Below are 17,795 nucleotides of genomic sequence, written 5' to 3' on the forward strand. Positions count from 1 at the left end.
GAGTGAGGAGCAGCAAGTTGACAACGATGTCTAATCGTTACCAGTCCGAGCCCCGTAAGCGCCCGACAATGAAAAACGTGGCTGATCTTGCAGGGGTTGGGATTAAAACAGTCTCTCGAGTGGTAAACGACGAGCCGGGGGTTTCCGAGGCCACCCGGCAACGGGTAATGCGGGCTACGGAACAACTGCAGTACCAACTGGACATCACAGCGGGCAGCCTGAAGCGTTCCGGACGCAAAACCCAGTCCATCGGCTTGCTGCTCCCGAGCGTATCCAACCCGTTCAGCGGGGAGATCCACAGAGCCATGGAAGATGCCTTGGCCCTGCGTGGAATTGCGGTCTTCGCGGCAAGCCTGGATGACGATCCCGACAGGGAGCGGAAGCTCATTTCAGCTTTCCTTGGGCGCCGCGTGGACGGCCTTGTGCTGACGACCATCGCCAAGAGCCAGGCTTACATGATTCCGGAGCACTCCCGCGATCTGCCGCTGGTGTTCATTGACCGTGAGCCTGCGGGTATTGAGGCTGACGCGGTGGTCACTGACAACGAAGTTGGCGCGGCACGGGCAGCGGCCCACCTCATTGAGCATGGACACACCCGCCTGGCTTACCTTGGTGACCGCACTGATATCCAGACTGCCGCAAGACGCCGGGCAGGGTTCCTGGACGGCATTGGACGGGCAGGCATTTCCACCTCTGATGTCGCCATCCGTGAGAACCTGCACGATGAGGAAACCGCAGCTCGGGCGGCTCACGAACTGCTCACCTCAGAGAACCCGCCAACGGCAATCTTTTCCAGTCAAAACCTCGTGACGTTTGGCGCCATGCGTGCCCTGAAAGCCCTCGGCCTCCATCAAAAGATCGCCCTCATTGGGTTCGATGATTTCACTCTGGCGGACATGATGGACCCCGGGATCACGGTGATCGCCCAGCACCCTGAACGCATCGGCAAGCTGGCGGCTGAGCGGATCCTTGCAAGGATCGACGGCGACGATAACCCCGCCCGAACCTATGTCATCCCAACCGAACTTATCCAGCGGGGTTCCGGCGAAATCCGGCCCTCCAGCTAATCCGTACAAACAGCAGTGCAACCCGAAACCAACTGAGCAAAGGACTGGCCTTGAGCAAAACACTGTATGCAGAGTTCACCGTCAAAGAAGGCAGCGAAACCCGCGTCGCGGAAATGATGGCAACCCTTACCGAGCACGTCCGTAACGAACCGGGGAACGTAATGTTCCTGCCCTATACGCGGGAAAGTAACCCCCGTGAGTACTTCGTCTTCGAGGTATACCGGGACGAGCAGGCTTTTCAGGATCACATCGGCGCAGACTACGGCCGGGAGTTCAACGCCGAACTTGCCGATCACATTGAAGGCGATGGTTCAGTCCTGACCTGGCTGAAACCATTGATGTAACCACGCACTAAAACCCCAGGGACGGCGGCCGGCGAAAGCCGGCCGCCGTCCCTGTTAGTCAATGGTTGCCTACTTCTTCCCGGGAAGGAACATCGATCCTTCCATGGGGGTTACTGTGAGGGACTTCAGTTGTGCGGTTCCACCCTCCGCGAAGAGGGCGATCTTGTCAGCGCCGGCATTGGGGAATACCTGATCCGTGATAGTCCGGAGACCGTCGGCGGTGAATACTTCCACTGATGAGCGGTCCACATACACCTGCAAGGTGACATTGCCCTTCTTGTCCAGTGTAACCGGGGCGTCCTCAACGGAGGCGAATGCCGGGTGGAACGTGGTGTTACCGGAGTTTGTGCGGTCAACGAAGACCTTGCCTGTGGTGGAGTCATAGCCAATGACGGTGGAAGAGTTGCCGTCGCCCAGTACGGTGATGCCTGATTTTGTCGCCGTGCCGGGTGCGAACGTGATATCCACTCGCTGGACCTGCCCTGAAGCAGCCGCGGGCAGCGGTGTTGTTCCAGCCTTGATAATGCCGCCCTTCTTGTCCGTGTAGCTGGGCTTCTTCGCGAGCTTGTCCACTTGCTTGACCACGCTTTGGGCAAGGCGAGGTCCGTCCGGAGTCTGCGTCAGCTTCACCTCGCGGGGCAGGGACATGGCGCTGCGCCAAGGGCTGGTGGGGATGTTGTTGGCGTAGTCCCAGTTGTTCATCCAACCCAGCATGACCCGCTTGTTATCGGGCATGTTCGCAAACGAAACGGCCGCGTAGTAATCGCGTCCATAGTCCAGCCAGTCATAGGCCTCCAGCCGGGACTGTGCTGCCGTGGAGCTCGCCGTGAACTCATCTGCGAGGATGTGTCCCCAGCCGAATCTGTTGTTATCGACAACCTTGATGTGTGCCTGCTGGCCAACGAATTCCTTGACATCCCAGGAGGTCCAATCCAGGGTTTCACTGTCGTTGCCGGTGGCTGTGCGGACCACTTTCCCGTTGACCACCAAGTTCACCGTTTCTTCATCGGACCTGGGGACGGCGGCTGTGTCAGTGAGCATGACGTGATCGAGCGTGAGGTGGCCCCACCCGCCTGTGGCTTCGTCAACGATCCGCAACTGTGCGTTCTGTCCCGCGAACTCCGAGACATCCCAGCCCTTCCAGTTCAACAAGCCGGCGTTGTCACCGGCCAGCGAGCGGACCACGTTGCCGTTGACAAGCAACTGGACGGCCAAGGTCTGGCCGGAGTCCGCTGCGCGGTTGCCGCCGCCCACCAGCATGGACATGAAGTTCTTTGTGATCGGGAACCCCGGGGAAGTCAGGGTGCCCTGGCGGTCATCGCCGGGCACGGTGCCGGTTTCAAAGGTGTTGATGCGTTTGGCACCAATGTAGAAGTCCCCACCGCTGGTAGCCGGCTGGTAATTGGGGGTCAGGTCTCCTGTCCCTGTCCAGCCTGCATTGGCCAATGATGTGCCTTCCGGAACTTCGAAGCCGTCAAACTTCAGCTCGCCCGGAGGCGGGGTGTTGTCCAGCTTGTCAGAGACGCGGGGGTGCTTGCCGCCGCCGACGAGGAAATTCAGGTAGTCGTCAGTCACAGTAAAGGTTGGCGACTGCATGGAACCCAGCGGCCAGTCGCCGTCGTTGAATGAATTGATCAGTCCTGGTCCGCCGAATCCGGCGACGGGACTCTGGCCGGGCAGGGAGCCGGCGGCCGGGGTGTCGCCGAACGGACCATTTTTCCAGTTTCCTGGTTCGTTGTTCACGGCCCAGCCGTTATAGCTGCCGTCGTTGAAGCCTGCCAGGACAGTGCCGGCCGGCGCTTGGGCTGCTGGTTCGGTGGTTTCCGAGGTGAAAGTGGTGCCGTCGAAGTCACCCACGAAGTACTGTCCGGCCGAGCCCCCCGCGACGCCGCCGGGGTTGATATTGACTACCATGACCCACTTGACGTTGTTCTTGTCCCCATCCACTGCGAGGGGAAACAAGTCAGGACATTCCCACTGGCCGCCGGTCGCGTTGGCGGGTCCGAATTCGCTGAGTGCAGTCCAATCCTTAAGGTTGCTGGACTTGTACAGGAGAACCTTGTGATCCTGGGACTCCACTGCGGTCATGACCCAGTAACCACCGCCCGCCGGGTTGTCGTACCAGAAGACCTTTGGGTCCCGGAAGTTGGCTGAATTGCGGTTCAGCACAGGGTTTCCTGAGTATTTGGTCCAGGTCTTTCCGTCGTCCAAGCTGTATGCCAAGGACTGCGCCTGCAGGCCCCGGTACGGGGATGGTTCCTTGTAGGCGCTGGTGTAGATGGCCACCAGCGGCGGATTTTCCTTGGTTCCGAAGCCCGTGGTGTTGTCCTTATCAACCACAATGCTGCCGGAGAACACATCTTCCTGCGCATCGGTGGACAGGGCCAACGGCTGCTCTTGCCAATGGACCAAGTCCTTGGACGTTGCATGACCCCAGGACATGTTTCCCCACGTGTTGCCGGAGGGATTGTGCTGGTAGAACAGGTGGTAGACGCCCTTATGGAAGACCATCCCGTTGGGATCGTTCATCCAATTCTTTGCTGGCGTGTAATGGTAGGCAGGTCGAAAGTCCTCGCTTCCTACCTCAGGCGCAGCAGAGGCCGGCGCAATGCCGCCCATGATTCCCGAAAGTGTCAGGCCAGCCAGCGTCAACGCAGACGTCGCCGCCCGCATTCTGTTCATAGTGGATTTCGTCATTGTTCTCCTCGTTCGCACTTCATTGCGCGTGCCCATCCCCATTTAGACAACGTTGTCAGTGGTTGAAAAGCTACGATAAGTCCAGTGGACAAGTCAACGGTTTTAGCGACGCCCTTGAACACAATTCCGCGAGCTCGGCTGAATGGACATCGTTGTCTTCGCGCCGCCTGAAGGCAGCCCCCTGGGGTGACTTCCCGCCGTCGAACCTTGAATCCGGCGACGCGATAGAGGCGATCCGTCGCATCAAGCGGCAGTCCGCGAAGGACGCCGTCCGGCTGGTAGTGACGCTCGGAGGCCAAGGCTCAGGCAGGGGCGTGTTCCCGGCAGGACACAACCCCGCACTGCTGAAACTGCAGGAAGTGAACAGCTACGACCAAGGCTTGGTGGAGCTGAGCTACACAGTCCGGAAACGCCCCTAAACCGAAGCGCCCGCGGGCACCAAGGCAGCGTCAAAGAAAGCCCGCTCCAGCCGCACGGCCTCCGCGAAGGTCGCGGCAACACCCTGTCGTTCCGCGGCGTCAACAGGCTCGACGGCGTTAAACTCCTCGCGTAGCCACGTCACCCATGCGTTGTACTCGGGGTTGTTGTGGAGGCGGATCCACTCGGAATGCTTAGCGTGCGCCGGCCAGCTGGCGGGATCGCCAGCGCGGGCAGCCCAGTCTCCGTAGAGCCACTCGGCAACCAGCAGCACTGCCAGGACTTTCGGGTAGGAACGGGTAGCGAGGGCGCTCCGCATCAGGTGGTCGAAGTTGCTGGTTGCTGGTCCCAGCGCGGGTGCGGTTCGGTCCGCCTCCGGAACATCGAGATCGTTGAAGCAATCCTGGAAGTACGTATTCTCGTCCGAAGCGAAAGCCCCAAGAACCGCGGCAAACACCAGACGCGAAGGCAGCGAAGGCGCCGATGCGACGGCTTGCCCGAGGAGTGCTGTGAAGGCATCGCAGAACTGGTAATCCTGAACAAGGTAGCGGCGCAGGTGGTCATCGGAAAGGGACCCGTCCAGCAGCTGGTCCACAAAAGGATGGTTGACGGCGGCGTCCCAATCCTCGGCGCACTGGTTCTTGAGTTCTTCGGCAAAGCCCACGGTGTTTCCTCCTGAGGTGTCAGCATCGGAGCCTAGCAGCGTATTGCGCCCTACCGGCGGGGGTTACGCTCTGGTGCCGGTCCCGGCGCCAGCGTAGGCTCTGGCCATGACGAACGAGCACGCTTCGAAGACGATCGTGGTTGGCTATGACGGATCCGAAGAATCACACCGGGCCGTCCAATGGGCCGCACATCACGCCATCCTGCGGAACTGCTCACTGCACGTTGTGCACTGTTCCCTGTGGGTCTTGCTATCCCAAAACAGGGGCCCCGTTCCTGGCATCGCCGATAGTGGTTTGGAGCGGGCCGCCCAGAAAGTCCTTGAAGAAGGGACGGCGCTCGCAAAGGAGGCCGTGCCCGATCTGGAGGTCCACGCCACTTTGCTTCACGGAATGCCGCGCGATCATCTTGCGCACGTTTCGGCCGGCGCGGAGATGTTGGTCCTTGGAAGCCGCGGCCTTGGTGGGTTCATGGGCTTGCTGGTGGGGTCCGTGAGTTTGGAGATGGCGGCAACCGCAGAGTGCCCCGTCGCAGTGATTCGTGCCGATGACCACCCTGAGGGTCCAGTGCTGCTGGCTGTTGATGACTCTGGATCACCGGCAGCCCTGGACGACGCCTGCCTTTTCGCGGCCGCAACGGGTGCCGAGCTCAGGATCATTCACGTCCTGCACGAACCCGAAGGATACCGGCGGTTGCGAGAGCCGGTGGAAGCCTATCCCGAGGCAGAAGCGATGCTCGATGCCGTGCTGAGCCGGGCCCGCCACAAAGCTCCCGGGAGCGCGGTGAGCGGAGAGCTGCTGGTGGATGCTTCATTCTCCCGTGCCGTGGTCAAGGCCTCACAAGCGGCACGCATCACAGTGGTGGGGACCAAAGGACATGGACTGATCAAGGGCACCATAGGTTCAACGGCACACGCAGTACTCCACCACGCCCATAGTCCCGTGTTGGTCTCCCGTCGCAAGGCAGGCTCCGAAGCTTCTTAGGGCTCAGTCTTCCCTGGAGACCGCAGAGCTGGTTGGTCGTCGGAGGCCCTCACAGGGACTCCCTCCGGCGATGAACCGGACTTATGGTGGAGGGCATGGATAATCGGGCGGAAGTTCGCGAATTTTTGATCTCCCGGCGTGCCCACGTGGCCCCGGAGCAGGTGGGGCTGCCCGCGGGATCCAACCGGCGGGTTAAGGGTCTGCGCCGTAGCGAAGTGGCCACCCTTGCCGGCTTAAGCGTTGAGTACTACACCCGCTTGGAACGCGGCGCCATTAGCGGCGCCTCCCCGCAGGTTCTTGAGAGCATCGCCCGCGCGCTGAACTTGGACGACGCTGAACGCGCACACCTGTTCGACCTTGCGCATGCCGCCAGTCCAGTTGCCCGGCCGCCACGGCGCCGGAACTCGAAATCCTATGTGCCCCACCAGAGCCTGCAGTGGGCGTTGGATGCTGTCACGGCCGGACCCGCGTTTGTCCGGAACGGCCGGATGGACCTCTTGGCCGTGAACCCCTTGGCCCGGGCGTTTTACAAGGACTGTTACGACATGCCGGGCCAGACGCCCAACATCGCCAGGTTCACGTTCCTGGACCAGCGTGCCCACGAGTTCTACCCGGACTGGGACGCTTTTGCGGAAATAACGGTTTCCATTCTCCGCACGGAGGCCGGACGGGACCCGCACAACAAGGAATTGCACGATCTCATTGGTGAGCTCAGCACCCGCAGCGAGGAATTCCGCACTCGCTGGGGCGCACATAACGTCCGGCACCACGGCACGGGTTTCAAGACGTTCAATCACCCGGTGGTGGGCGAAATGACGCTCGCCTTCGAGGGCTTGGAAATGGCCGCAGAACCAGGATTGACCCTGACCATTTACGCAGCTGAACCCGGGTCGCCGTCGGCCGAGCGCCTCCAACTGTTGGCCTCCTGGGCGGCGAGCGAATACGCCCAAGGCGTTCGCCCGGCGTCGGAGAAGACCCGAACGGACAGCTGACCGCCGGCGGTGCTGCCGCGCGCTACCGCCGATGGCAGACGGTCAGCAATTGACTTCTACGCGGACTTCCTGGCCTTCGAAGCGCGCAAGCTCTTCCCGGGTGGCTTTGGATCGTCCCAAATGAATGGTTTGGTCTGAGTATTCGATGCCTGACGCGTTGTAGTAAAAACCGAGGTTTCCCCAGGGGACGTAGTAGATCAGGTCACCGTCCTCGGGGTCGGACCCAGGTGACCCTTCATAGTGGAGGGGCCTGGGCAGGTCCGCGATCTTCTCCCGGCCGGCGAACTCTTCCATGCTGAGGGTGAGCGGCAGCATGCTCAGGAAGTCCCGGGTGGCGGGATTATCCTCCCCAATGGTGACGTCCAGTGACGCCGAACCGGCGCTGAAGTGCACCACGGTACCTACTACGTTGTGGGCGGCGGAGGTGGTTGCCTCACTGGGTTTTGAGGTCCCTCTGGCCGAACCCGGTGTCGTCTCCACGGCGGGGGATGGGCTGCAGCTGACTAGTGCCAACGCCACCAGCAGCAGTATTCCGGCGATGGGGGGCTTCATGACTGGGAACCTTCCTTCCGGTCCTTGAGCATCAATAGCGTAAGTGGGACGAAGTAGAGCGCGGCGATTCCTGTTCCCACCAGCACGGGGCCTGTGGCACCAAGTGCGGATTCCAAGGCGTAACCGGCCATCCACGATCCCACGGCTGTGCCGAGGTTGAACGCTGAGGTGCTGAGAGCTGAAGCCAGCGTGGGTGCGTGCCCCGCGTAACCTACGGCTTTGCCGATCAGAATCGGATTGGTGGCCATGCCGAAGAGCCCCAGCAGGAAGATCAGGACCACTGTCACCACGGCGTTATGGGAGAGGAAGGAAAGGGCACCCAACACCAGGAAGGTCATACCTGCCGCGACGAACAGCGCCGGATAGGGGCGGTGAGAGCCGAAATGACCTCCCAGATTGGAGCCAATGAAGGCTCCCACACCGTACGCCACCAGAACCAGCGGCACCACCGAGGCGGCCATTCCGGTGTTCTCAGTAAGCAGTGGCGAAATGAAGCTGTAGGCAGCCAGGGACGAGCCGCAAACGATCGCGCAGCCGGCCAGGACAAGCCAAACCCTCGTGTCGCGCATGCTGGCGAGCTCAGCGCGAACGGACGGTATGGGCCCGGATTCCGGCCCCACCGGGACTAGCCGGTACACCACAACAGCCCCCGCCAGCGCAAGAAGTGCCAGACCCCAGAAAGGGCCTCGCCAGCCAATCACCTGACCTGCGAAAGCACCCAGCGGTACGCCAACAACATTTGCCAGCATCCCACCGCCCAACACCACGCCCAACGCCCGAGAAGCTGACGCCGCACCTGCGGCTTTAGCACCCACGACGGCGGCTACCGCCCAGAAAGCGCCCGTCGCCAAAGCCGTGAGGAAACGTGCGCCAAGAATGAGTGTGAAGTCAGACGTGAGCGCCACCACGACGTGGCCAGCCGCAAAGACCAGCAGTGCAAGGCTTAGCGTCAGGCGTCGTGGCAGCTTAAGCGTAAGGATTGACATGGTGGGCGTTCCAACGATCATGCCTACGGCGAAGACCGTGATCATGAGGCCGGCGTTGGCTACGGACACCCCAAGGTCGCCCGCAATCTCAGGCAGGATCCCCGCCACAATGAACTCGGTGGTTCCCATCAGGAACACACCCGCAGCCAGAACGTACGTCACCAGTGGCAGACGCCGGGTCTTGACGGTGGAAATGGTGGTGGTCATGACTTCAGAACATCAGGTCTACGGGGTTTTAGGGAGTCCCGCTTAAGGGAGGTCCTCTGAGGGACTCCCTCGGTGAGCTGCCCCAACTAGGGCGCCCGGGCGATCAACGACGTTATATTGTCGGTGCCTCCTGACATGGTTGGTTCATGGAACGGATTGGGGAAAGTCGAGTGGCGGCAGGGATGTCTCGTGCCCTTGTTCCTATCTCCCCTGCGAACGTTCAGCACGCGGCTCCGTCCAGCACCGTCAGTGGTGATTTGATCGAACAGTTGCGGGTGTTGGAGGAGATGAAGTCGGCGATCACCGCGTTGCAGGCGCGGGTTGCTGTGGCTTTTGATCTTGCCCAGCGCGCCGAGCAGGCCGAAGCTGGTGTTCCTGCGTCCGAGCGTGGTCAGGGGGTGGGTGCTCAGGTGGCGTTGGCGAGGCGGGAGTCCCCGAACCGCGGGTCCAGGTTGCTTGGCTTTGCAAAGGCGTTGGTGGTGGAGATGCCCCACACTTTGGCTGCGTTGCGGGCCGGGCTCTTGAATGAATGGCGGGCCACTCTCCTTGTGAAGGAAACTGCGTGTTTGTCTGTTGAGGACCGGACTGCGGTGGACGAGGAGTTGGCTGCGGACACCGGAACCTTTGATGGCAAGGGCGACAGGGCCATTGTTGCGGCGGTGAAGGCTGCTGCGTATCGGCGTGATCCGCGCTCGGTGGCGGGTCGTGCCAGTCGCGCCGCTGCTGAGCGGACGGTGAGTCTGCGTCCGGCGCCGGATACCATGACGTATTTGACGGCGCTGTTGCCGGTGGCTCAGGGGGTGGCGGTTTATGCTGCGTTGTCCCGGGCTGCTGATACTGCCCGTTCCACAGGTGGTGCTGGTACTGGTGGGGGTGTCGGGTCTGGTGGAGTAGCCCCGACCCGTGGCCAGGTCATGGCGGACACATTGGTTGAACGGGTTACCGGCACGCCGGGTGGGTTTTCTGGGATCAACCTGGATCTTGTCATGACCGACCGGACGCTCTTTCAAGGGGACAGTGAACCGGCCCGGCTCAAGGGGTACGGAATCGTCCCGGCAGAGTGGGGGAGGGAACTGCTGGGGTTGGGACCGGCCGGAAGCCCAAGTCCGCGGCCCGGTTCCGGGCGGGCAGTGGACGAACCACAGGCACGGGCAGGACAGGCAGCACAGCCACCGCCGGACACAGAGTTCGCTGTGTGGCTTCGCCGGCTTTACACAGCACCGTCCACGGGAGAACTCCTTGCCACCGATTCCAAGGCCCGGCTCTTCACCGGCAGGTTACGGCGGTTCGTTGAGACTCGCGACGATACCTGCCGGACGCCCTACTGTGATGCGCCCATCCGGCATATCGACCATGTGGTTCCGTGGCGTTCAGGAGGGAAAACGAACCTTAGCAACGCCGCGGGGTTGTGCGAGGCGTGCAATCACACCAAGGAACACCCCGGTTGGAGCACTACATCCCTGCCCGGCGAAAACTACAGCGTGCACACCCTGGAAATCCGCACCCCCACCGGTCACACCTATCAATCCAAAGCCCCACCCCTTCCAGGGCATCAGCCCTCCAGGACGTAAAACGCTTCGAGGGTGTGAACCCTCTATTCCTCCGTGAAATCCCCGGCATCCCTGCGGAAGGTGCCCAGGACGCGGATAAGGTGATCGACGTCGTCGGGCCCAAAGCCGGACTTGCCGAAAACCTCGGCGTTAAGCGCCGCCGTCGCTTTCTTCGCCAAGGTGCGGCCCTCTGCGGTGAGCTCGATCAGGGTGGTGCGGCCGTCTGTTGGGTGCGGGGAACGAGCCACCAAGGCGGCTTTTTCCAAGCGGTCCACGGCGTTGGTTACCGACGTGGGATGGACCTGCAGCAGCGCGCTGGCCTTGTTCATGGGAAGTGCGCCGCTGCGGGCGAAACTCAGCAGCGCCAGCAGTTCGTAGCGCGCGAACGTCAGCCCGAACGGTTTCAGAACTGTTTCGATGCGCGCGAGCAGAATCTGTTGCGTGCGCATGATCGCAGTGATGGCGGCCATGGGCGCGGCGACATCGCCCCAGCCATGCCGTTCCCAGTTGCGCTGGGCGTCGGCGATGGGGTCGCGGGGGAGAGGGGTGCCCATGGGCCTCCTTCGGTTACATGATCGGCCTAGTGTCCCGGGTGGCTAGTCTCTCAGGTTCGGAAACTCTTCCTCCGTGTATTCCACGCCCAATCCGGAGGGCAGCGGGCCGTCGCCGTGCCGGGCGACCTCGGTTCCGCGCAGTTCCACGCGCCTGATTTTGCCGGAAATCGTCTTGGGAAGTTCGCCGAATTCCAGCCGCCGGATCCGTTTGAACGGCGCGAGGTGCTCCCGGCAATAGCGAAGAATGTCCTCGGCCACCGCCGGTCCGGCTTCATAGCCCGCGGCCAACACGACGAACGCCTTGGGCACAGACAGCTTCACGGCATCAGGCGAAGGAACGACGGCGGCTTCGGCCACTGCGGGGTGTTCGATCAGGACGCTTTCGAGTTCGAAGGGAGACAAACGGTAGTCGGAGGACTTGAAAACGTCGTCATCCCGCCCCACATAGGTGATGACGCCGTCGGCATCCAGGCTGGCCATATCGCCCGTGTGATAGTAACCATCCCGGAATGCTTCGGCCGTCTTGGCTTCGTCTCCGAAATAGCTCTTCATGAGCCCCACGGGCCGGGGGTCCAAGCGCAAGCAGAGTTCGCCGTCGTCGGCTTCCTCCCCGGTGACCGGGTCCACCAGGACGACGTCGTATCCGGGGAGCGGCCGTCCCATGGAACCGATTTTGACCGGCTGCGTAGGCGTGTTGGCGATCTGGACCGTTGACTCGGTCTGACCGAATCCGTCGCGGATGGTGACGCCCCAGGCCTTTTCCACCTGGCCGATCACTTCCGCGTTGAGTGGCTCACCGGCAGAGACCACCTTAAGCGGAGGGTGAGTGAGCTGGGTGAGGTCGGCTTGGATGAGCATGCGCCAGACGGTGGGCGGGGCACAGAAACTTGAGACGCCTTCTTTGCCCATCTGGTTCATGAGGGCGGCGGCGTCGAAGCGCTGGTAGTTGTAGATGAAGACGGTGGCCTCGGCGATCCACGGTGTGAAGACGTTGGACCAAGCGTGCTTCGCCCAGCCGGGAGAGGCGACGTTCAGGTGGACGTCGCCAGGCTCCAGCCCAATCCAGTACATGGTGGACAGGTGACCCACCGGATAGGACGTGTGCGTGTGTTCCACCAGCTTGGCGCGCGAGGTGGTTCCGGAGGTGAAGTAGAGGAGTAATGTGTCATCAGCGAGGGTGGGGGCGTCGGGCGTAAATTCCGTGCCGGCGTCGTATGAGTCTGCGTACTGTCTTGCCTCGGCGGTGGTTCTCTCGGATCCGACCTCGATCAGCGTGTAGCCGCCCTCGACGTCGGCGAACTTGCCGATGTTTGCGCTCCCGACCGCCACCCAGGTGGCACCGCCGCGCTCCACCCGGTCCTGAAGATCGCGGGCGCCCATGAGGGTGGTGGTGGGGATCATGACAATGCCCAGCTTGATGCCTGCCAGCATGAGTTCCCACAGCTCAACCTGGTTGCCGAGCATGATGATCATGTGGTCGCCGCGTTTGACGCCTTGGTCGCGCAGCCAGCTGGCGAGTTGGGAGGAGCGCTGCGAGAGGTCCTTGAACGTGCGGCGCGTGGAGCTGCCGTCCTGTTCCACGATCACCAGCGCGGGCTTGTTGCCTCTGGTCTCGTCTGCCGCGATCTGGTCGAACCAGTCGAGGGCGAAGTTAAATTCCTCAAAGCGTGGCCACTGGAACTCGGCGTGAGCCAGTTTGTAGTCTTCGCGCAGTTCCAGCAGCCTGTCCCGGGCCGCACGGAAGTCGTCTGTGACTGTCATAGTCCACCTTTCGCTTTCGGGTTCCCTGGCACCTTCGCCGAAGCATCCCGCCTAGTGATCCACATCACCTTGCAATATACTAGGACATCCAAGGGTTTGGAAGAGCCTATGCGGGACATGACGAAGGGGTCTAATGCTCGACGAAAAAGCTGCCGGCACCGTTACCAACGGTGCGGCATCAGAACGCATCCTGCCTCCTTACCCGGAGGCGGACTTGATGCATGTTATTGACCTGCTCCCCCCGGAGGAGCGTGCCCGGTACTTGGAGATCAGGGAGTTCCTGCAGGCGCGGATCCGGGCTGCGAGCATCGACTACTGGAACCGGGAGGAATTCCCGTTCGGGCTGCTGGCGGACATGGCTAAGTTCGGGCTGGGCGGGCTTCAAACCGACGGTTCCTCAAAGCTGTTCAAGGGCCTCATGTACACCGAGGTGGCCCGCGCGGACGTGTCTCTTTCAGCGCTGGTGGGGATCCACAACGAGCTCATTGTCGGCATGATTGATGAGCTAGGTTCCCCCGAGCAGAAGCGCAAGTGGTTGCCCGGGCTTGAGGCTTTCACCCAGCTGGGCGCTTTCGCGCTCACCGAACCGGACCACGGCTCGGACATCGCCGGAGGGCTCTCGACGACGGCGCGGCGCGACGGCGGCGAATGGGTCATCAGCGGTGCCAAGCGCTGGATAGGGGCAGGGACGATTGCCGACTTCGCCTTGGTTTGGGCTCGTGATGAATCCGACGGGCACATCAAGGGTTTCATCGTGGAGACCGACCGCCCCGGGTATGCGGCCACCAAGATTTCGAACAAGATCGGCCTGCGCATCATGCAGAATGCGGACATCGTGTTGGACGAGGTCCGCATTCCTTCGGAGAACCTCCTGCCCGGCGCCACTGAGTTCTCCCGCGCCAATGATCTCTTGCGCGATTCCCGTGCCTGGGTGGGATGGCAGGCCGCGGGGATCCAATTGGCAGCCTTTGACATAGCCCGTTCCTACGCGTTGCAGCGCAAACAATTCGGCAAGGAACTGGCACGCTTCCAGCTTGTCCAGCAGCAGCTTGCCGACATTCTGGGCAATGCCAACGCTTCGCTGTCCATGATGGTGGAGCTAGCCCGGATCCAGCAGGCCGGGAAACTCGAAATGGTGCAGGCCGCCATGTGCAAGGCCACCACTACCCGGCTGGCTCGCTCGTCCGTGGCGATGGGCCGTTCCTTGCTGGGCGGGAACGGAATCACCACGGACTACGAGATGGGCAAGCTCTTTGGCGACGCCGAAATCCTCTACACCTACGAGGGCAGCTACGAGATCAACTCCATGATCGTGGCCCGCGCGGTGACGGGGAAGTCGGCGTTCGTTTAGGGATCCGCCGGCGGTGCTTTCTCACCCACTGGGCAGATCCTATTGGTGTTACAATATGTAACATGAAAGCGCCTGATCGGGAGTCGGGGCCGCGTGCTTATCGGATGAACGCAAGGCAGGAAGCCGTTGCCGCAACCCGTGAGCGGATACTGTCCGCCGCCTACGAGCTGTGGCTGGAGAGTCCTTACGACCAGGTTTCCATTGATGCCGTCTCCAAAATCGCGGGAGTGTCCAGGCAGACTGTCATCCGCCACTTCGGAACCAAGGACGAACTCGCGTTCGCGGTAGCCGACTGGCAGAAACCCGGTGAGGACGCCCTCCGCGAAGCTACGCCCGGAGATGCTGACGGAGCAATCGCCAAGCTTCTGGACCGCTACGAGACCATGGGCAACGCCAACATTCGCATGCTTGAACTCGAAGGTCGAGTGCCTGCGATCGACCACTTGCTCACTATCTCCCGGGCAGGTCACCGTGAGTGGATCGAACGCACGCTGATCCCCGGTGTGACCGGCGATGAAAGGCTGGTCCTGGCGCTCTATGCTGCCACCGACGTCACCCTCTGGAAGCTTCTGCGCCGCGACCTTGGGCAGTCCAGGACGGAGACTGAAGCAACGATCCTCCGGCTGGTCCACGGAGTGTTGGGTGGGAGTCCGGAGAAACGTTCATCCGAAAGTTCAGCCGGAAAGGATTAGGAACATGAGCCGCTATCTGTTCGCTATCTGGGACGGGGGAGGAGCCGTGGCGCCGGAGCTCGGAGTTGCCAGGCGACTCATTGAGAATGGCCATCAGGTAAGGGTTCTGGCCGACCCAACCCTGCGCGCCCAGGTGGCCGCGGTGGGTGCCACGTTCAGTCCATGGGTTCGGGCTCCCCATCGCACTTCAAACGATCCGTCCGGGGACGTGGTGAAGGATTGGGAGGTGCGGACGCCCTTCGAAGGCCTGCGAAGAATGCGTGACAGGCTCATTGGCGGACCCGCGGAGCTTGTGGCGAGCGAGACGGCCGAGCAGATTGGCGACTATTCACCAGACGCGCTCATGGCGGACTACTTCATGTTTGGCGCTATGATCGCGGCGCAAGGAGCCGGGCTGCCAGTAGCCGCTGTGATGCCCAATATCTGGGCGCTGCCCGTGCGCGGCGTTCCGCCGATCGCCGCCGGTTTCCCCTTGGCGCAGGGCGTTCCCGGACGTGTCCGCGACGCCATGCTCATCGCCCTCGTAAACCGGGTTTTCGCCAAGGGATTGCCGGCCCTCAACCAGGTGCGCGACCGCCACGGGCTGCGGCCCCTTCAGTCCTTTTATGATCAGGTCCTGGGTGTCGATCGTATTTTTGTGCTCTCCAGTTCCACCTTTGATTACGCATCGCCGTTTGTGCCGGCGAATGTGAGCTACGCCGGGCCGGTGCTCGACGAACCTCAGTGGGCAGTGCCATGGGTCCCGCCCTGGTCAGAGGATGACGCTCGGCCCCTGATTCTTGTGGGCCTCAGTTCGACGTTCCAGAACCAGGGAGACTTGCTGCAACGCATTATCGATGCCCTCTCCACCATGCCTGTACGTGCGGTGGTGACCACCGGACCGATGATCGACCCTGATGCGCTGACAGCAAACAGCAACGTGAGCGTGGTGCGTGCGGTGCCCCACGGACCCATCATGGAAAAAGCTGCCTTGGTGGTGACGCACTGCGGGCACGGCACTGCCCTGAAAGCCCTTGCCGCTGGCGTGCCCATGGTCTGCCTGCCCATGGGACGGGACCAAGACGACACAGCAGCCAGGATCGTCCACCACGGTGCCGGCGTACGGCTGGCTCCCAACGCGTCGGCGGAGAAAATCCGGCGTGCAGTGGCGGAAGTGCTGGAACGGGACAGCTACCGGCTCGCGGCTGCCCAACTTTCCTCGTCCATTACTGCCGAGCTTGCGTCCAGCCGGCTGGTGGAAGAACTTGGGTCCCTGGCAAGCAAGCCGAACCAGCCACGCCAGCGCTCCTAGGAGTTTCACCAAGCGCAGGAGCCAACGCCGGCCTCCTCATTGCACGCGAGTCAAGATGCGTGGTCCAGCCGCCGCATGCTCGGCCAGAACTCCGGTGTGGTGCCTGATGCGGAGACGGTAGAGCAGGGTTCCGCCGATGATCACCGCGGCAACGAACATGACGCCGCCCCATTGCAGATACCACTCAAACGGCGGCACTGAGTTGTAGATCTCCGGTCGAGGCCAGACCAGGTTCAGCGTCATGGCGCCACCCCACAGCACGGCCAGGATGTTGACGGGGACACCCCATTTGCCGAGGCTGAATCCCGGTTCTGTCTCGTCGTCCTTCAGGGGCCACTTTTTCAGGAACCTTTGCCGCAGCATGGGCACGGTCACCAGGAGGTAGGACAGATAGATCAGGACGATGCTAATGCTGGACAGAATGGTGAAGATGGCTGGCTGGGAGATGTTGACGATCAGGGGAATCACTGCCACTACACCGATGACGATTGCAGCCACCGTGGGGGTTTTGCGGGTGGGATGCACCTTGCTGAGCTGACGGCTGAAGGGAAGGTTGTTGTCCCTGGCCATGGCAAACATCATCCGGATAGCTGCCGCGTGCACGGCCAACGTGCAGACCACAACAGCTACCACGATGCACGCCAGGAACGCCTTGCCGAAGGGGCCACCCAGCACTGACAGCACAATGTACTGCAGCCCGCCATCGGCCGCTCCAAGCTTGGGATCGGAAAGATCGGGGGCCGCCAGGATTCCGCCCAGCAGGAGCAAACCTCCCAGGAGGAAGGATGCCGTGACAGCGCGGAGAATGGCGCGGGGTGCGGTTTTCTTGGGGTCCTTGGTTTCTTCACCCAAGGAACTGGCGGTGTCGAATCCGTACATGACATAACCGGAAGCCATGGCGGCGATGAGGAATACTCCGAAGAAGCCCATCGGATGTTCTTGGCCGAATCCAGCGGTATCGAGGAGGACTTCAGGTCCCCGCACCGAGTGCCACATGAGCGCCGCAATGAGCAGAACAGCGGCAACCAGTTCCACAAAAACGCCCACACTATTGATCATGGTCATGAGCTTTACGCCGAAGGCATTGATGAGCGTGGAAATGCCGATCATGATGCTAGCCAGGATGACTCCGTTGACCGCAAAGTCGTAGGGGCCGGTGCCATCGCCCACCAGCTGGAAGCCACTCCAAATCTGCGGCAACGTGATTTGGAGGGCCAAGGCAACAGATCCCAACGCCATGATGGAGGAGAGCAGTAGTAACCAGCCCGCCAACCAGGCCCACGTTCCCGTGGAAAGCCTTTTGGCCCAGTTATAAACCGATCCGGCCACAGGGTATCGTCCGGCCAGTTCCGCAAAACACAGGGCCACCATGAGCTGGCCTACGAAAACAATGGGCCACGACCACGCGTAGGCGGGTCCCGCCGTCGAAAATCCGAAGTAAAACAGTTGAAAAACGCCGGTGAGGATGGAGATGTAACTGACGCCGGCGGCGAAGCTGGCAAACTTTCCGATGCTGCGGTCAAGGGTTTGGGCGTAGCCAAACTCGTCCATACCGCTTGCATCGCTCTTGCAGGGTCCTATTTTGCTGGGTTCTAACATTCGAACTCCTAATTCAGACATGCATGAATGGTGATAGCCCGCGGCCGCCATTGGACGCAGTGGATATCAAAAGCCGGGCACCACGGTGT

The 17,795-nt window shown here is 61.7% G+C and carries 16 protein-coding genes; 9 read left to right on the plus strand and 7 right to left on the minus strand.

Annotated elements, in window-relative coordinates:
- The first annotated feature begins 68 nt into the window (after window positions 1–68).
- Together LDN70_RS02440 and LDN70_RS02445 are read left to right on the plus strand one after the other, a co-directional pair.
- Window positions 69–1,067: a LacI family DNA-binding transcriptional regulator gene (locus LDN70_RS02440; RefSeq protein ID WP_223941620.1), complete on the plus strand. Its 999-nt coding sequence runs from the start codon at window positions 69–71 to the stop codon at window positions 1,065–1,067.
- A gap of 50 nt (window positions 1,068–1,117) precedes the next feature.
- Window positions 1,118–1,411 carry a putative quinol monooxygenase gene (locus tag LDN70_RS02445; RefSeq protein ID WP_223941621.1) on the plus strand — a complete coding sequence of 98 codons (294 nt, stop codon included), beginning with the start codon at window positions 1,118–1,120 and terminating at the stop codon, window positions 1,409–1,411.
- Between the two features lie 69 nt (window positions 1,412–1,480).
- Here the strand turns inward: LDN70_RS02445 and LDN70_RS02450 are convergent, their stop codons facing one another.
- Window positions 1,481–4,108, minus strand: coding sequence for a GH32 C-terminal domain-containing protein (locus LDN70_RS02450; RefSeq protein WP_223941622.1), 2,628 nt, complete (start codon window positions 4,106–4,108; stop codon window positions 1,481–1,483).
- A gap of 62 nt (window positions 4,109–4,170) precedes the next feature.
- On the opposite strand from LDN70_RS02450, the gene LDN70_RS02455 reads away from it, so the two are divergent.
- Window positions 4,171–4,527, plus strand: coding sequence for a dihydrofolate reductase family protein (locus tag LDN70_RS02455; protein ID WP_223941623.1), 357 nt, complete (start codon window positions 4,171–4,173; stop codon window positions 4,525–4,527).
- On the opposite strand, the gene LDN70_RS02460 is transcribed toward LDN70_RS02455, so the two are convergent.
- Entirely contained in the window at window positions 4,524–5,189 is a 666-nt protein-coding gene (locus LDN70_RS02460) for a TenA family protein (protein ID WP_223941624.1), read from the minus strand. The two genes, LDN70_RS02455 and LDN70_RS02460, sit on opposite strands and share 4 nt — an antisense overlap.
- Before the next feature lie 106 nt (window positions 5,190–5,295).
- Here LDN70_RS02460 and LDN70_RS02465 point away from each other — a divergent pair, with 106 nt between their 5' ends.
- Both LDN70_RS02465 and LDN70_RS02470 read left to right on the plus strand, forming a co-directional pair.
- Window positions 5,296–6,171 carry a universal stress protein gene (locus tag LDN70_RS02465; protein ID WP_166841199.1) on the plus strand — a complete coding sequence of 292 codons (876 nt, stop codon included), beginning with the start codon at window positions 5,296–5,298 and terminating at the stop codon, window positions 6,169–6,171.
- Between the two features lie 95 nt (window positions 6,172–6,266).
- Window positions 6,267–7,163 carry a helix-turn-helix transcriptional regulator gene (locus tag LDN70_RS02470; protein WP_142936882.1) on the plus strand — a complete coding sequence of 299 codons (897 nt, stop codon included), beginning with the start codon at window positions 6,267–6,269 and terminating at the stop codon, window positions 7,161–7,163.
- A 42-nt stretch (window positions 7,164–7,205) separates the two neighbouring features.
- Here LDN70_RS02470 and LDN70_RS02475 read toward each other — a convergent pair whose 3' ends face one another.
- Together LDN70_RS02475 and LDN70_RS02480 are read right to left on the minus strand one after the other, a co-directional pair.
- Complete coding sequence (locus tag LDN70_RS02475; protein ID WP_223941625.1) at window positions 7,206–7,715, minus strand: cyclophilin-like fold protein; 510 nt, start codon at window positions 7,713–7,715, stop codon at window positions 7,206–7,208.
- The gene (locus tag LDN70_RS02480) at window positions 7,712–8,908 is read right to left on the minus strand and encodes an MFS transporter (protein ID WP_223941626.1); all 1,197 of its coding nucleotides are present in this window, start codon (window positions 8,906–8,908) and stop codon (window positions 7,712–7,714) included. Before LDN70_RS02480 ends, LDN70_RS02475 begins: the two co-directional genes overlap by 4 nt.
- A gap of 182 nt (window positions 8,909–9,090) precedes the next feature.
- Between LDN70_RS02480 and LDN70_RS02485 the strand changes: the two genes are divergently transcribed.
- Window positions 9,091–10,479, plus strand: a complete 1,389-nt coding sequence (locus LDN70_RS02485; protein WP_223941627.1) for an HNH endonuclease — start codon at window positions 9,091–9,093, stop codon at window positions 10,477–10,479.
- 23 nt (window positions 10,480–10,502) lie between these two features.
- On the opposite strand, the gene LDN70_RS02490 is transcribed toward LDN70_RS02485, so the two are convergent.
- Together LDN70_RS02490 and LDN70_RS02495 are read right to left on the minus strand one after the other, a co-directional pair.
- Window positions 10,503–11,012 carry a MarR family winged helix-turn-helix transcriptional regulator gene (locus tag LDN70_RS02490; protein WP_024819327.1) on the minus strand — a complete coding sequence of 170 codons (510 nt, stop codon included), beginning with the start codon at window positions 11,010–11,012 and terminating at the stop codon, window positions 10,503–10,505.
- Window positions 11,013–11,054: 42 nt separating this feature from the next.
- Window positions 11,055–12,773, minus strand: a complete 1,719-nt coding sequence (locus tag LDN70_RS02495) for an AMP-binding protein (protein WP_223941628.1) — start codon at window positions 12,771–12,773, stop codon at window positions 11,055–11,057.
- Between the two features lie 133 nt (window positions 12,774–12,906).
- Here LDN70_RS02495 and LDN70_RS02500 point away from each other — a divergent pair, with 133 nt between their 5' ends.
- From LDN70_RS02500 to LDN70_RS02510, 3 genes are all read left to right on the plus strand, one after another.
- Window positions 12,907–14,124 (plus strand): acyl-CoA dehydrogenase family protein, encoded by a 1,218-nt coding sequence (locus LDN70_RS02500; RefSeq protein ID WP_223941629.1) that lies wholly within the window; start codon window positions 12,907–12,909, stop codon window positions 14,122–14,124.
- Window positions 14,125–14,186: 62 nt separating this feature from the next.
- Window positions 14,187–14,816: a TetR/AcrR family transcriptional regulator gene (locus tag LDN70_RS02505; RefSeq protein ID WP_223941630.1), complete on the plus strand. Its 630-nt coding sequence runs from the start codon at window positions 14,187–14,189 to the stop codon at window positions 14,814–14,816.
- A gap of 4 nt (window positions 14,817–14,820) precedes the next feature.
- Window positions 14,821–16,107, plus strand: coding sequence for a glycosyltransferase (locus LDN70_RS02510; protein ID WP_223941631.1), 1,287 nt, complete (start codon window positions 14,821–14,823; stop codon window positions 16,105–16,107).
- A 36-nt stretch (window positions 16,108–16,143) separates the two neighbouring features.
- On the opposite strand, the gene LDN70_RS02515 is transcribed toward LDN70_RS02510, so the two are convergent.
- The gene (locus LDN70_RS02515; RefSeq protein ID WP_223941632.1) at window positions 16,144–17,706 is read right to left on the minus strand and encodes an APC family permease; all 1,563 of its coding nucleotides are present in this window, start codon (window positions 17,704–17,706) and stop codon (window positions 16,144–16,146) included.
- Between the last annotated feature and the right edge of the window lie 89 nt (window positions 17,707–17,795).

Origin of the sequence: Arthrobacter sp. StoSoilB22 (assembly GCF_019977315.1) — a bacterium.
GTDB lineage: Bacteria > Actinomycetota > Actinomycetes > Actinomycetales > Micrococcaceae > Arthrobacter.